Source organism: Thauera sp. 2A1 (assembly GCF_009469595.2).
Classification (GTDB): domain Bacteria; phylum Pseudomonadota; class Gammaproteobacteria; order Burkholderiales; family Rhodocyclaceae; genus Thauera.
Genome location: NZ_SSXV01000001.1, coordinates 1 through 13,887 on the forward strand (window position 1 = coordinate 1; position 13,887 = coordinate 13,887).

The 13,887-nt window shown below is 66.6% G+C and carries 12 protein-coding genes and 1 pseudogene; 10 read left to right on the forward strand and 3 right to left on the reverse strand.

All coding sequences use genetic code 11. The annotated features are described in order from the left end of the window. Positions 1–227, forward strand: a pseudogene (locus GH664_RS00005) (hemerythrin domain-containing protein); the annotation flags it as partial. A 108-nt stretch (positions 228–335) separates the two neighbouring features. Further along, the gene (locus tag GH664_RS00010) at positions 336–1,205 is read left to right on the forward strand and encodes an alpha/beta fold hydrolase (protein WP_153166112.1); all 870 of its coding nucleotides are present in this window, start codon (positions 336–338) and stop codon (positions 1,203–1,205) included. 14 nt (positions 1,206–1,219) lie between these two features. On the opposite strand, the gene GH664_RS00015 is transcribed toward GH664_RS00010, so the two are convergent. The 3 genes from GH664_RS00015 to GH664_RS00025 are packed head-to-tail and all read right to left on the reverse strand — an operon-like array spanning position 1,220 to position 3,917. Next, entirely contained in the window at positions 1,220–2,206 is a 987-nt protein-coding gene (locus GH664_RS00015; protein WP_153166113.1) for a sterol desaturase family protein, read from the reverse strand. Beyond that, the gene (locus GH664_RS00020; protein WP_153166114.1) at positions 2,203–2,946 is read right to left on the reverse strand and encodes a polysaccharide deacetylase family protein; all 744 of its coding nucleotides are present in this window, start codon (positions 2,944–2,946) and stop codon (positions 2,203–2,205) included. Before GH664_RS00020 ends, GH664_RS00015 begins: the two co-directional genes overlap by 4 nt. Continuing rightward, complete coding sequence (locus GH664_RS00025; RefSeq protein WP_153166115.1) at positions 2,943–3,917, reverse strand: YncE family protein; 975 nt, start codon at positions 3,915–3,917, stop codon at positions 2,943–2,945. Before GH664_RS00025 ends, GH664_RS00020 begins: the two co-directional genes overlap by 4 nt. Positions 3,918–4,136: 219 nt before the next feature. On the opposite strand from GH664_RS00025, the gene GH664_RS00030 reads away from it, so the two are divergent. The 8 genes from GH664_RS00030 to GH664_RS00065 all read left to right on the forward strand — a co-directional run bounded on the left by GH664_RS00030 (position 4,137) and on the right by GH664_RS00065 (position 13,875). After that, a complete protein-coding gene (locus GH664_RS00030) occupies positions 4,137–6,125 on the forward strand; it encodes a long-chain fatty acid--CoA ligase (protein WP_153166116.1) in 1,989 nt (662 codons plus the stop codon). A 22-nt stretch (positions 6,126–6,147) separates the two neighbouring features. Then, positions 6,148–6,978, forward strand: a complete 831-nt coding sequence (locus GH664_RS00035) for an ABC transporter ATP-binding protein (protein ID WP_153166117.1) — start codon at positions 6,148–6,150, stop codon at positions 6,976–6,978. Positions 6,979–6,993: 15 nt separating this feature from the next. Next, a complete protein-coding gene (locus GH664_RS00040; RefSeq protein ID WP_153166118.1) occupies positions 6,994–7,923 on the forward strand; it encodes a branched-chain amino acid ABC transporter permease in 930 nt (309 codons plus the stop codon). A gap of 19 nt (positions 7,924–7,942) precedes the next feature. Continuing rightward, complete coding sequence (locus tag GH664_RS00045) at positions 7,943–9,007, forward strand: branched-chain amino acid ABC transporter permease (RefSeq protein ID WP_153166119.1); 1,065 nt, start codon at positions 7,943–7,945, stop codon at positions 9,005–9,007. Positions 9,008–9,093: 86 nt separating this feature from the next. Further along, positions 9,094–10,419: an ABC transporter substrate-binding protein gene (locus tag GH664_RS00050; protein WP_153166120.1), complete on the forward strand. Its 1,326-nt coding sequence runs from the start codon at positions 9,094–9,096 to the stop codon at positions 10,417–10,419. 93 nt (positions 10,420–10,512) lie between these two features. Beyond that, positions 10,513–11,322 carry an ABC transporter ATP-binding protein gene (locus GH664_RS00055; RefSeq protein ID WP_153166121.1) on the forward strand — a complete coding sequence of 270 codons (810 nt, stop codon included), beginning with the start codon at positions 10,513–10,515 and terminating at the stop codon, positions 11,320–11,322. A 42-nt stretch (positions 11,323–11,364) separates the two neighbouring features. Beyond that, positions 11,365–12,609 carry a phenylacetate--CoA ligase family protein gene (locus tag GH664_RS00060; protein ID WP_153166122.1) on the forward strand — a complete coding sequence of 415 codons (1,245 nt, stop codon included), beginning with the start codon at positions 11,365–11,367 and terminating at the stop codon, positions 12,607–12,609. Between the two features lie 84 nt (positions 12,610–12,693). Further along, a complete protein-coding gene (locus GH664_RS00065; RefSeq protein ID WP_153166123.1) occupies positions 12,694–13,875 on the forward strand; it encodes a CaiB/BaiF CoA-transferase family protein in 1,182 nt (393 codons plus the stop codon). The last annotated feature ends 12 nt before the right edge of the window (positions 13,876–13,887 follow it).

Here is a 13,887-nt window from a genome sequence, read left to right on the forward strand (position 1 = left end):
ACCGCGAGCACATGCTGCTCGAGGAGCGCGAAGTGCTGCCGCTGATCCTGGCGCACTTCACCGACGAGGACTGGGCGCGGGCCGACGCGGGCTTCCTCGCCGACGACCCGATGCGCGGCAGCCGCGCGAAGGCGGGCGAGGAGGACTTCACGCGGATCTTCTCGAAGCTGGTGGAGGCGGCGCCGGCGCCCATCGGGCTTGGCGGCGGACCGTACAAGGGCGATTGAGCGCACCTGTCCCCGGACGAAACAGCGGAAGCGTGCCTCGGCGCCGGCAGGCGTGGGGCCCCGATTCCGATTCATGACACACAAGGACCCAACAAAGGAGAAACAGCGATGACAACAAACACCCAGGCACTGACCGAGGCCGCAACCAGCCGCTTCATGCACATCACCGACGGCGACATCGACGCCCGTATCCACTACAACGATGCCGGCGAAGGCGCCGAGACGGTGGTGATGTTGCACGGCTCCGGCCCGGGCGCCACCGGCTGGGCGAACTTCCACCGCAACGTCGATGCCTTCGTGGCCGCCGGCTACCGCGTGGTGCTGATGGACTGCCTCGGCTGGGGCAAGAGCGATCCGGTGGTGTGCACTGGCTCGCGTTCGGACCTCAATGCGCGCACGCTGAAGGGCCTGCTCGATGGCCTCAAGCTCGACAAGGTGCACATCGTCGGCAACTCGATGGGTGGCCACAGCGCGGTCGCGTTCGCGCTGTCCAACCCGACGCGCGTCGGCAAGCTGATCCTGATGGGCGGCGGCACCGGCGGGCCGAGCCAGTTCGTGCCGATGCCCACCGAAGGCATCAAGCTGCTGCAAGGCCTGTATCGCGAGCCGACGATCGACAACCTGAAGAAGATGATGAACGTCTTCGTGTTCGATCCCAGCAGCATGACCGAGGAGCTGTTCCAGGCGCGCCTTGACAACATGCTGGCGCGGCGCGACCACCTCGACAACTTCGTCAAGAGCCTGGCTGCCAATCCCAAGCAGTTCCCCGACCAGGGGCCGCGCCTCGGCGAGATCAGTGCGCCCACGCTGGTGATCTGGGGGCGCGACGACCGCTTCGTGCCGATGGATACCGGCTTGCGCCTGGTGTGGGGCATGCAGAACGCCGAGATGCACATCTTCAACCGCTGCGGCCACTGGGCGCAGTGGGAGCATGCGGACAAGTTCAACCGCATGGTGCTGGACTTCCTGGCGCACTGAGCGCCGTTTCGGGGTCAGGGCTGGGGGCGGCGCGGCCCGAACAGGGCCAGCCACATTCCCCGCAGCCCATCCCACTGCTGGCGCCAGAAACCGTCGTGATCCGGCGTGCCCGGCACGGTGTGGGGCGCGATGCCGGTGGGCGGATTGTCGCGGGCAAGGTAGAGCGTGCCGAACAGCCAGTCCCACACCGGGAACAGGATGGCGAAGTTGCAGCCGTGACGGAAACTGCGCCCCGGCGGCAAGGCCAGCGAGTGATGCCAGCGGTGGTAGTGTGGGCTGACGACCAGCCGCTCGCCGAGGCGGCCGTAGGACAGGCGCGCGTTGATGTGCGACAGGTTCTCCACCAGCTTCACCACCAGCATCAGGCCGATGAAGTGCCCGGGCGGGATGCCGATCACCAGGGCAACGATCGCGAACCACAGCCCGCTGATCACGTCGTCCAGCAGGTGGTTGCGGCTGTCGGTCCACAGGCTCATCTGGCGCTGGCTGTGATGAATCGCGTGCAGCGCCCACCACCAGCCAAAGGTGTGAGACAGGCGGTGGCGCCAGTATTCGGCGAAATCGAGGGCGACCAGATAGACGAAAAAACCCAGCAGCGGGGCGTGCTCCAGGGCCGGGAAGAGGTCCTCGAGCTGCGGCGGGATGTAGCCGCGGAAGCGCAGCCAGCCGTCGATCTCGACGAAGATGGGGGCGATGAGCGCGAACACGACCAGTGGGATGATGCCGAGCCGGTCGAGCAGGGTGTACAGCACGTCGACCCGCACCAGCTTGCGGTCCTTCCAGTGCTCCAGCGGGCGCAGGGTTTCCAGCGGGCGCAGCACCAGCAGCGCGACCAGCAACTGCAGCACACCCCACATGAAGATTTCCACGCCGTCGAAGGCGAGCTCGATGTAGCTGCCGAGGCCGAGCGCCAGCAGTGGCGGCTGTACCAGCTTGTCCAGCAGCCAGCCCTGCACGGCGACGAAGGCATCGAGGAATTGCTGGATGACGGACTGGATCATGGCCTGGCCAGGGTCGCAAAGCAGAAGCCGCGCGCCTTGAGGCCTGCGATCAGCGGTTCGAACATCGGTGCGAACGGGTCCTTGCGCGACCAGATCCCAAGGTGTGCCATGACGATGTCGCCGTCACGCAGGCTGGCCAGCGCGCGCTCCACCAGCATGGCGTTCGGGTAGGTCTCGGACGGCAGCTCGTCGCCGAGGAACCCGGCCTTGGCCCAGCCGACGTGACGGTAGCCGCAGGTCGTGGCGGCGTGCAGCGCGTTCGGCGTGGTGCGCCCGCCGGGCGCGCGCCACAGGGGATCGAGGCCGCGGCCGGTGAGTTCGCGGAAGCGCTGGTCGGGCTTGCGGATCTCGTCGCAGATCGCAGCGTGGTCAAGCGTCACCGTGTTGCCGTCCATCAGGCGGTAATGCACCTTGTCGCCGGCATCCTCGCGGAAGCTGCCGTGGCGCCAGGTGTGGCTGCCGAAGGCATGGCCTTCCTTGACCCGCGCTTTCCAGTAATCGGCCCAACTGTCGTCCAGGGCATGGTCGCCGCGCAGCGTCTTTTCGTTGGCGATGAAGAAGGTCGCCTTGACCTGATGGCGCGCCAGCGTTTCCGCGATGAGCTCGGCGTGGCGCATGTTGCCCGTGTCGAAGGTGAGGTACAGCGTGCCGCTGCAGGCCGGCGCGGGCTCGGCCGCGGCGAGGCCGCTGGCGGCGAGCAGCGGCAGCAGGCAGGTCAGGCGACGGAGCAGGAAGCTCATTTGCGCCCTGCGTGGTCGAGGAAGAACACGCCGTGCGGCGAACTGCCGACCGGGATGGAGCGGACGAGCTGCTTGGTGGTGAGGTCGACTACCTGGACCTTGCGCGCAAAGCGGGCGGTGGCCCACAGCTCCTTGCCGTCGGCGCGCACTTCCATGTCGTCCGGGCCGCCGGGGACGTCGTATTTCTCGATGATGCTCATCGTGCGCGTGTCGAGCAGCACGATGCTGCCGTCCATCGAACGGTTGGACACGAAATAGTGACGTCCGTCACCGCGCGGCTGCAGGTTGTGGGTGGCCGTTCCGGCCGGAATCGTCTTCACCGTCTTCTGTTCGCGCCAGTCGATGATCTCGACATGGCCTGCACCCATGCAGGCGACCATCAGGTAGCGGTTGTCGGGCGACATCAGGATGCCGGCCGGGGTGGCGCCGACCGGCAGGAACCACTCCGGCCGCATCGTCGCCAGGTTGATCGCCATGACTTCGTTGGAGTCCTGCAGCGTGACGAAGACGTAGCGGCTGTCGTCGTCAAAGGCGAGGTGGGACGGCGTCTTGGGCGCATGCAGGCGGCCTTTCAACTGCATCGTCTGGGCGTCGTACACATCGACGCGGTCGAGACGCAGCGACGTGGTGACGAACAGCTTGCGGTCGGGCGAGAAGCCGAGCTGGTAGGGGTCCGAGATGTCGCGCACGCGGCGCTGTTCCTTGCCCGTCTTCGGGTCGAAATAGACGAGCTGGTTCGATGCCGAGCAGGCCACGATCAGCGAGCTGTCGTCCGGCGTGGGCAGCAGGTGGTGCGGCTCCTTGCAGGCGATTTCCTTGCCGATGACCTGGTAGGTCGCAGTGTCGATGATGCTGACCGTGCCGTCGGCGGAATTCAGCGCCACGGCGACACCGGCGTGGGCCAGGGGTGCAAGCAGAACCGTCGCGCCGCAAAGGGCTTGCAGCACGAGTCGGGTAAGAGTCGAAGGCATGCGGGCGGGCCCGGGCAGGCCGGGTGCTGATAGTGATACGGGATTCTGCCGCATCTTCACAATTCAGTACATTGTGCAAACAGTTGCGCAAACATGCCTTGCGAAACTGCAGCCTGACAACGTTTCGCGGCGCTCACGAGCGTCGCAGGCCCGAAGCCCGGACTCACAACAAGCGGGCGGGCGGAAACGGCGGCAAGACACCGAAGGAGGAGAAGGGGCATGTCCGACACCCACGGTCAGGGCGCAGCCAAGGCGGGGCCCGAAAGCACGCTGGACACGTTTCCGCGGCTGCTGATGCATCACGCCCGCGTGCGGCCGCAAAGGCCGGCGATGCGCGAGAAGGAGTACGGCATCTGGCAGACCTACACCTGGGCGCAGGTGGCCGAGAACGTGCGCGCCATCGCCTGCGGGCTGGCGCAGCTCGGCTTCCGGCGCGGCGACCGCCTGGCTATCGTCGGCGACAACCGGCCGCGGCTGTACTGGTCGGTGGCCGCTTGCCAGTGCCTGGGCGGCATCCCGGTGATGATGTACCAGGACGCGGTGGCGCAGGAGATGGTCTACGTGCTGCAGGATGCCGAGATCAGGTTCGCCGTGGTCGAGGATCAGGAGCAGGTCGACAAGATGCTCGAGATCGCCGGCGAGGCGCCGCTGCTCGAGCACGTGATCTACGACGACCCTCGAGGCATGCGCCACTATGCCGACGCACTGCTGATGGGCCTGGATGAGCTGCAGGAGATGGGCCGCATCCACGACCGCAACCAGCCGGACTTCCTCGAGCGCGAGATCGCCAAGGGCGCGGGCGACGACATCTCGGTGATGCTCTATACGTCGGGCACCACCGGCAAGCCCAAGGGCGTGTGCCAGACGCACGGCGCCTTCATCGCCGCAGCCACCGGCGCGATGCAGTTCGACAAGCTGACCGAGCAGGAAGACATCCTGTCCTACCTGCCGATGGCCTGGGTGGGTGATCACCTGTTTTCCTTCGCGCAGGCGATGGTGGCGGGCTTCACGATCAACTGCCCGGAATCGGCCGAGACGGTGATGATCGACCTGCGCGAGATCGGCCCCACCTACTACTTTGCTCCGCCACGGGTGTTCGAGAACCTGCTGACCCAGGTGATGATCCGCATGGAGGACGCCAGCCCGCTCAAGCGCAAGCTGTTCCAGCACTTCATGGAGGTCGCCCGCCGCTGCGGCGCCGACATCCTCGACGGCAAGGCGGTGTCGGGTGGCGACCGCCTGCAGTACTGGCTCGGCAACCTGCTGGTGTATGGCCCGCTGAAGAACGTGCTGGGCATGAGCCGCATCCGAGTGGCCTACACCGCCGGCGCGGCGATCGGGCCGGACCTGTTCCGCTTCTACCGCTCGATCGGCATCAACCTGAAGCAGCTCTATGGCCAGACCGAGACCTGCGCCTATGTGTGCCTGCAGCCCGACGGCGAGATCAAGCTCGACTCCGTCGGCAAGCCGGCGCCTTTCGTCGAAGTGAAGCTCGCTGACAACGGCGAGATCCTGGTCAAGGGGCCGATGCTGCTGAAGGCCTACTACAAGCGCCCCGACGCCACCGCCGAGTCGATCAACGCCGAGGGCTATTTCATGACCGGCGACGCGGGCTTCTTCGACGAGGACGGCCACCTGAAGATCATCGACCGCGCCAAGGACGTGGGCAAGATGTCCGACGGCTCGATGTTCGCGCCCAACTACATCGAGAACAAGCTGAAGTTCTTCCAGCACATCAAGGAGGCGGTGACCTTTGGTGCCGGACGCGACTTCGTCACCGCCTTCATCAACATCGACCTGGAAGCGGTGGGCAACTGGGCCGAGCGCCGCGGCATGCCGTATTCCGGCTACACCGACCTGGCCTCGCAGCCGGCGGTGTACGAGCTGATCCGCGACTGCGTCGAGAAGGTCAATGCGGATCTGGCGACGGATCCGAAGATGGGCGGCTCGCAGATCCGCCGCTTCCTGATCCTGCACAAGGAACTGGACGCCGACGACGGCGAACTGACGCGCACGCGCAAGGTGCGGCGCAACTTCATCGCCGAGAAGTACGCGGTGCTGATCGAGGCGCTGTTCGAAGGCCGCAACAGCCAGTACATCGAAACCCAGGTGAGCTACGAGGACGGCCGCAGCGGCAAGGTGGCCGCCGACCTGCGCATCGAGGAGGCGAAGACCTTCGCGCCGCAGGCCGGGCGCAGGGCGGCCTGAGGCGCACCCGAGGAGAGGAGACATGATGATGAACGACATTGCGGCGGCGCAGGCTGCGGCGTCCGCGACCGGCGGGCGGCGGATCGGCGACGTGATCCTGGACCTGCAGAACATCTCGCTGCGCTTCGGCGGCGTGAAGGCGCTCACCGACATCAGCTTCAACGTGCGCGAGCACGAGATCCGCTCGATCATCGGCCCCAACGGCGCCGGCAAGAGCTCGATGCTGAACGTGATCAACGGCGTCTATCACCCGCAGGAGGGGCGCATCCTGTTCCACGGGCAGGAGCGCAAGAAGATGGAGCCGCATATGGCGGCCACCCAGGGCATCGCCCGCACCTTCCAGAACATCGCGCTGTTCAAGGGCATGAGCGTGCTCGACAACATCATGACCGGGCGCAACCTGAAGATGAAATCCAACCTGCTGCAGATGGCGCTGTACTGGGGCGCGGTGCAGAAGGAGGAGATCGCCCACCGCGAGAAGGTTGAGGAGATCATCGACTTCCTCGAGATCCAGAGCGTGCGCAAGACGCCGGTGGGGCAACTGCCCTACGGCCTGCAGAAGCGGGTGGAACTGGGCCGCGCGCTGGCCGCCGAGCCGACGATGCTGCTGCTCGACGAGCCGATGGCGGGCATGAACGTGGAAGAGAAGCAGGACATGTGCCGCTTCATCCTCGACGTGAACGACCAGTTCGGCACCACCATCGTGCTGATCGAGCACGACATGGGCGTGGTGATGGACATCTCGGACCGCGTCGTGGTGCTCGACTACGGCAAGAAGATCGGCGACGGCGCGCCGGACGAGGTGCGCAACAACGAAGAAGTCATCCGTGCCTATCTGGGCACGTCGCACTGAGCGGGGGAACGAGACATGGGCTTTTTTCTGGAAACCCTGTTCGGCGGGCTGATGGCCGGGATGCTGTATTCGCTGATCGCGCTGGGCTTCGTGCTGATCTACAAGGCCTCGGGCGTGTTCAACTTTGCGCAGGGCGCGATGGTGCTGTTCGCCGCGCTGGCGATGGCGCGCTTCGCCGAGTGGATCCCGAAGTGGCTGGGCTTCGACAACCTGATCGTCGCCAACCTGCTCGCCTTCGTCGCCGCGATGGCGCTGATGATCGTGCTGGCGTGGGCGATCGAGCGCCTGTGCCTGTCGAAGCTGGTCAACCAGGAGGGCATCACGCTGCTCATGGCGACGCTGGGCATCAGCTACTTCCTCGATGGCCTCGGCCAGACGATGTTCGGCAATGACATCTACAGCATCAACGTCGGCATGCCCAAGGACCCGGCGATGATCCTCGAGAACATGTTCGAGGGCGGCCTGCTGCTGAGCAAGGAAGACCTCATCGCCGCCATCATCGCCGCGGCCCTGGTCGCGCTGCTGGCGCTGTTCTTCCAGAAGACCGCCACCGGCCGCGCGCTGCGCGCGGTGGCCGACGACCACCAGGCGGCGCAGTCGATCGGCATCCCGCTGAACCGCATCTGGGTCATCGTGTGGTCGGTGGCCGGTTTCGCCGCGCTGGTGGCCGGCATCATCTGGGGCTCCAAGCTGGGCGTGCAGTTCTCGCTGTCGCTGGTGGCGCTGAAGGCGCTGCCGGTGGTGATCCTGGGCGGCCTGACCTCGGTGCCGGGCGCGATCCTCGGCGGGCTGATCATCGGCGTCGGCGAGAAACTGTCGGAAATCTACCTCGGCCCCTTCTTCGGCGGCGGCATCGAGATCTGGTTCGCCTACGTGCTGGCGCTCGCCTTCCTGCTGGTGCGGCCGCAAGGGCTGTTCGGCGAAAAGATCATCGACCGCGTCTGAGCGCAACAGGAGATCCTTCATGCTCTACAGGGAAAACGGCCAGTTCAAGGCCAGCTATGCGGCCGACCAGCAGATCTTTCCGATCCTGCAGGATCGCGTCGCCATCGGCGCGCTGCTGGCCATCGCCTTCATCGTGCTGCCGCTGTTCGGCTCGGAATACCTCTTCCGCGCCATCCTGATCCCCTTCCTGATCCTCGCGCTGGCGGCGCTCGGGCTCAACATCCTGGTCGGCTACTGCGGCCAGATCTCGCTCGGCACCGGCGCCTTCATGGCGGTGGGGGCCTACGGCGCCTACAACTTCCTCGTGCGCATCGACGGCATGCCGCTGATCGCGGCAATGCTGCTGGGTGGCCTGTCGGCGACGGTGATCGGCGTGCTGTTCGGCATCCCGTCGCTGCGCATCAAGGGGCTGTACCTGGCGGTGGCCACGCTGGCGGCGCAGTTCTTCACCGACTGGGCCTTCCTGCGCATCAGCTGGTTCACCAACAACTCGAGCTCCGGTTCGGTCAGCGTTGCGGGCCTCAACGTGTTCGGCCTTCCGATCGAGTCGCCGGTGTCCAAGTACATGTTCTGCCTGGTGGTGGTGTGCGTGTTCGCGCTGATGGCGAAGAACCTCACGCGCAGCGCCATCGGCCGCCAGTGGATGGCGATCCGCGACATGGACGTGGCGGCGGCGGTGATCGGCATCCGCCCGATGTACGCCAAGCTGACCGCCTTCGCGGTGAGCTCCTTCATCGTCGGCGTGGCCGGCGTGCTGTGGGCCTTCATCCACCTCGGCGCCTGGGAGCCGGCGGCCTTCAGCATCGACCGCTCCTTCCAGTTGCTGTTCATGGTCATCATCGGCGGCCTGGGCTCGATCATGGGCGCCTTCTTCGGCGCGGCCTTCATCATCGTGCTGCCCATCCTGCTCGACCAGATTCCGCAACTGCTCGGCATCCCGCTCTCCACCGCCACGACCTCGCACCTGGTGCACATGATCTTCGGCGCGCTGATCGTGTTCTTCCTGATCGTCGAGCCGCACGGGCTGGCCAAGCTGTGGAGCATCGGCAAGCAGAAGCTGAGGCTGTGGCCTTTCCCGCACTGAAAGCGGACCTGACCCGGATGCATTCCAGCCAGCACGACGTCCGGCACACGTGAGTTGCCACCGACCATTACACAAGAGGAGACACCATGAAGCTCAGACCCTTTGCCCTTGCCATGGCGCTGGCGACCGTCGGCGCCGCCACCCTGTCGATGCCGGCCGCGGCGCAGCAGGCGAACGAGCAGTTCTTCCCGCTGCTGGTCTATCGCACCGGCGCCTACGCCCCCAACGGCACGCCCTGGGCCAACGGCAAGCAGGATTACGTCAAGTACATCAACGCCACCGGCGGCATCAACGGCGTGAAGATCGCCTATGAGGAGTGCGAGACCGGCTACGCCACCGACAAGGGCGTGGAGTGCTACGAGCGCCTGAAGGGCAAGAAGGCGACGCTGATCGACCCGCAGGCCACCGGCATCACCTTCGCGCTGACCGACAAGGCCCCGGTCGACAAGATTCCGCTCATCACGCTGGGCTACGGCCTGGCCGCCTCGCAGGACGGCGGCGTGTTCAAGTGGAACTTCCCGCTGATGGGCAGCTACTGGACGGCGGCTGACGCGCTGATCCAGCACCTGGGCAAGAAGGAAGGTGGCCTCGACAAGCTCAAGGGCAAGAAGATCGCGCTCGTCTATCACGACTCGCCGTTCGGCAAGGAGCCGATCCCGCTGCTGCAGAAGCGCGCGCAGATGCACGGCTTCGAACTCGTGCTGCTGCCGGTGACGGCGCCCGGCGTGGAGCAGAAGGCGACCTGGCTGCAGGTGCGCCAGCAACGCCCGGACTACACCCTGCTGTGGGGCTGGGGCGTGATGAACTCCACCGCGCTGAAGGAAGCCGTTGCCACGGGCTATCCGCGCGAGAAGCTGTTCGGCGTGTGGTGGTCGGGCGCCGAACCGGACGTCAAGGACGTCGGTGCCAACGCCAAGGGCTACAGCGCGCTGGCGCTCAACCCGCACGGCACCGATTCGCCGCTGGTGAAGGACATCCTGAAGAAGGTGCATGACGCCGGCCAGGGTTCCGGTCCGCGCGAGGAAGTCGGTTCGGTGCTGTACATGCGCGGCCTGCTGATCCAGATGTTCGCCGTCGAGGCGGTGCGCACCGCGCAGGCCAAGTTCGGCCAGGGCAAGGTGATGACCGGCGAGCAGGTGCGCTGGGGCCTGGAGAACCTGAACATCGACGAGAAGCGCATCGGCGAGCTGGGCCTGGCCGGCCTGATCCGTCCGCTGAAGACGAGCTGCACCGACCACATGGGTTCGACTTCGGTCCGCATCCACTCCTGGGATGGCAGCCAGTGGAAGATGCAGCCCGACTGGTACGAGGCCGACAAGTCGGTCATCGACCCGATGGTCAAGGAGGCGGCCGACCGCTACGCGGCCGAGAAGCAGATCAAGCGCCGCGACGCAAGCGACTGCAACGCCTGATCGGGGCCTGTGCCGCGCCCGCTTCGGCGGGTGCGGCGCGGTTCCGGATACCGACAGCGGCTCCCGCAGGGGCCCGACCGACCGGATGAAGCGATGAACGCACCGAATCTCCTCCTCAATGTGAATGGCATCGAGGTCATCTACAACCATGTGGCGCTGGTGCTCAAGGGCGTCTCGCTGCAGGTGCCCGAAGGCCGCATCGTCGCGCTGCTCGGCGGCAACGGTGCCGGCAAGACGACGACGCTGAGGGCGATCTCCAACCTGCTCAAGGGTGAGCGCGGCGAGGTCACCAAGGGTCAGATCGAGCTCAAGGGCGAGCGCATCGAGGCGCTGTCTCCGTCCGACCTCGTGCGTCGCGGCGTGGTGCAGGTGATGGAGGGGCGGCACTGCTTCGCCCACCTGACAATCGAGGAAAACCTGCTCGCCGGCGCCTACACGCGCCGCGACAAGGGCGAGATCGCCGCCAACCTCGACAAGGTCTACACCTACTTCCCGCGCCTGAAGACGCGCCGCACCAGCCAGGCGGCCTACACTTCGGGTGGCGAGCAGCAGATGTGCGCGATCGGCCGGGCGCTGATGTCGAATCCGCGCATGGTGCTGCTGGACGAGCCGTCCATGGGCCTGGCGCCGCAGATCGTCGAGGAGGTGTTCGAGATCGTCAAGGATCTCAACGTGAAGGAAAAGGTGAGCTTCCTTCTTGCCGAGCAGAACACCATGGTGGCGCTGCGCTATTCCGACTTCGGCTACATCGTCGAGAACGGACGCATCGTGATGGAAGGCGAGGCGAAGGAGCTATCGTCCAACGAGGACGTGAAGGAGTTCTACCTCGGGCTGTCGGGCGAGGGCCGCAAGAGCTTCCGCGACGTCAAGCACTATCGCCGGCGCAAGCGCTGGCTGAGCTGAGCCCGGCTTTCAGGCTTGCCGACCGATCCGACGGATGCTGCCATGAACCCTTCCGAATTCTTTGACGAGCGGGAAGCCCGCAATGCTGCCGAGCGCGAGCGCGAGCTGCTCGCCCGTTTGCCGGCGCAGATCGCGCATGCCAAGGCGCACGCGCCGGCCTTCGCTGCGCTGCTCGCCGATGTCGACCCGGCCGCCGTGACCACACGCGAGGCGCTTGCCGAACTACCCGTCGTGCGCAAGTCGGAACTCGTCGAGCGCCAGAAACTGGCACGACCTTTCGGCGGTTTCGCTGCGGTGGGCTGGGGTGCCGCCTGCCGTCGCGTGTTCTCCTCCCCCGGCCCGCTGTACGAGCCCGAAGGCGCCCGGCCCGACTACTACCGGCTGGCGCGCGCACTGCATGCCGCGGGCTTTCGCGCCGGCGACCTGGTGCACAACACATTCTCGTACCACTTCACGCCGGCCGGCTCGATGATGGAGACGGCGGCGCACGCGCTCGGCTGCACGGTGTTTCCGGCCGGCGTGGGGCAGACGGAGCAGCAGGTGGCGGCCATCGCCGACCTGCAACCCAATGCCTACGTCGGCACGCCTTCCTTCCTGCGCATCCTGCTCGACAAGGCCGACGAGCTGGGCGTGAAGCCGGCCTTCAACAAGGCTTTCGTGTCCGGCGAGGCCTTCCCGCCCAGCCTGCGCGAGGCCTTCGCGGCGCGCGGCATCACCGCCTTCCAGGCCTATGCGACGGCCGACATCGGCCTCATCGCCTACGAGACGCCGGCGCGCGACGGCATGGTGGTCGACGAGGACATCGTCCTCGAGATCGTGCGCCCCGGCACCGGCGACCCGGTGGCTCCCGGTGAAGTGGGCGAGGTGGTCGTCACCACCTTCAACCCCGATTACCCGCTGATCCGCTTCGGCACCGGCGACCTGTCGGCGCTGATGCCGGGCGCCTCGCCCTGTGGGCGGACGAACCTTCGCATCCGTGGCTGGATGGGGCGGGCCGACCAGACCACCAAGGTGAAAGGCATGTTCGTGCATCCCGGGCAGATCGCCCAGGTGGCGCGGAGGCATCCGGAGTTGCTGCGCGTGCGCCTGGTGGTGGACAATCCCGGGCTCAACGACCGCATGACGCTGATGTGCGAGGCGGCGGGCGGCGGCAGCGAGGCGCTGGCCGAGAGCGTGGCGGCGAGCATCCGCGAGTTGACCAAACTGCGCGGCGAAGTGGCCTTCCTGCCCGTCGGTTCGCTTGCCAATGACGGCAAGGTCATCGACGACCTGCGCAAGTACGACTGAGCGATTCGGGCCGCGTGGCACCGGGCGCCAGTCGGCCTCGGTGCCTGCGGCCCATTTTTTCTCCTTCTTCCCCCTCGACCAGCCATGACCGCATCCAGCCATCGACCGCCCCCCTTGCAGGGGCTGCGCATCCTCGACCTCACCCGCCTGCTGCCCGGCCCGCTCGCCACCCAGCATCTCGCCGACTACGGCGCCGAGGTCATCAAGGTGGAGGACACCGGCGCCGGCGACTATGCGCGCACGATGGGGGTGAGGGGCGGCGATACCAGCTATTTCTACCAGGTCGTGAACCGCAACAAGAAGAGCCTGCGCCTGGACCTGAAGCACCCCGACGGCAAGGCGCTGTTCCTGCGCCTGGTGCGGGACGCCGATGCCCTGGTCGAGGGTTTCCGCCCGGGCGTGATGGACAAGCTCGGTCTCGGCTATGCGGCCGTGGCCGCGGAGAACCCGCGCATCGTCTATTGCAGCATCACCGGCTATGGGCAGACCGGTCCCTACGCGCTGCGGGCGGGGCACGACATCAACTACATCGGCTATGCCGGCGTGCTCGACCAGATCGGTAGCGCGGGCGCCGCACCGGCGCTGTCCAACCTGCAGATCGGTGACCTGCTGGGCGGCACGATGGCGGCGGTGATGGGCATGCTCGTCGCGCTGATCGACGCGCGCGCGAGCGGGCGCGGCCGTCATGTGGATGTCTCGATGACCCATGCCGCCATGGCGCATGCGATCTTCCCGCTCGCCGAGGTGCTCGCCCACGGTGGCGTGCGTGCGCGCGGCGAGGATCTGCTGACCGGCGGCGTACCGTGCTACGGCATCTACGAGACGGCCGACGGACGCCACATGGCGGTCGGTTCGCTGGAGGAAAAGTTCTGGCACCTCACCTGCGACACCCTGGGTCGACCGGACCTCAAGGCCGCCCACCTGGCCACGGGTGAGGAGGGCGCGCGTGCGCGGGAGGAGGTCGCGGCGATCTTCCGCTCGCGCACTCAGGCGCAGTGGGTGGAAGTGTTCGACACGGTGGATTGCTGTGTGACGCCGGTGCTGCGACTGGAGGAGGCGATGGAAAACCCGCAGATCGTTGCACGCGGCATGATTCAGGACGTGGAGGGCGTACGCCAGTTCGCGCCGCCGGTGCGTATGTCGGACCTCGAGGTGACAGCGGTTGCCGCGCCTTCCCGCGCCGGCGAGCACAGTGAAGAACTCCTGCTGGCGCTCGGGCTGGGCGATGCCGACATCGCCCGCCTGCGCGCCGCTGGCGTCATCTGAAGCGCGGCGGGC

Excerpts from the sequence above, each read along its gene's own strand:
- GH664_RS00010 (WP_153166112.1), top strand. The coding sequence starts at position 336 with ATGACAACAAACACCCAGGCACTGACCGAGGCCGCAACCAGCCGCTTC.
- GH664_RS00015 (WP_153166113.1), bottom strand. The coding sequence starts at position 2,206 with ATGATCCAGTCCGTCATCCAGCAATTCCTCGATGCCTTCGTCGCCGTG.
- GH664_RS00020 (WP_153166114.1), bottom strand. The coding sequence starts at position 2,946 with ATGAGCTTCCTGCTCCGTCGCCTGACCTGCCTGCTGCCGCTGCTCGCC.
- GH664_RS00025 (WP_153166115.1), bottom strand. The coding sequence starts at position 3,917 with ATGCCTTCGACTCTTACCCGACTCGTGCTGCAAGCCCTTTGCGGCGCG.
- GH664_RS00030 (WP_153166116.1), top strand. The coding sequence starts at position 4,137 with ATGTCCGACACCCACGGTCAGGGCGCAGCCAAGGCGGGGCCCGAAAGC.
- GH664_RS00035 (WP_153166117.1), top strand. The coding sequence starts at position 6,148 with ATGATGATGAACGACATTGCGGCGGCGCAGGCTGCGGCGTCCGCGACC.
- GH664_RS00040 (WP_153166118.1), top strand. The coding sequence starts at position 6,994 with ATGGGCTTTTTTCTGGAAACCCTGTTCGGCGGGCTGATGGCCGGGATG.
- GH664_RS00045 (WP_153166119.1), top strand. The coding sequence starts at position 7,943 with ATGCTCTACAGGGAAAACGGCCAGTTCAAGGCCAGCTATGCGGCCGAC.
- GH664_RS00050 (WP_153166120.1), top strand. The coding sequence starts at position 9,094 with ATGAAGCTCAGACCCTTTGCCCTTGCCATGGCGCTGGCGACCGTCGGC.
- GH664_RS00055 (WP_153166121.1), top strand. The coding sequence starts at position 10,513 with ATGAACGCACCGAATCTCCTCCTCAATGTGAATGGCATCGAGGTCATC.
- GH664_RS00060 (WP_153166122.1), top strand. The coding sequence starts at position 11,365 with ATGAACCCTTCCGAATTCTTTGACGAGCGGGAAGCCCGCAATGCTGCC.
- GH664_RS00065 (WP_153166123.1), top strand. The coding sequence starts at position 12,694 with ATGACCGCATCCAGCCATCGACCGCCCCCCTTGCAGGGGCTGCGCATC.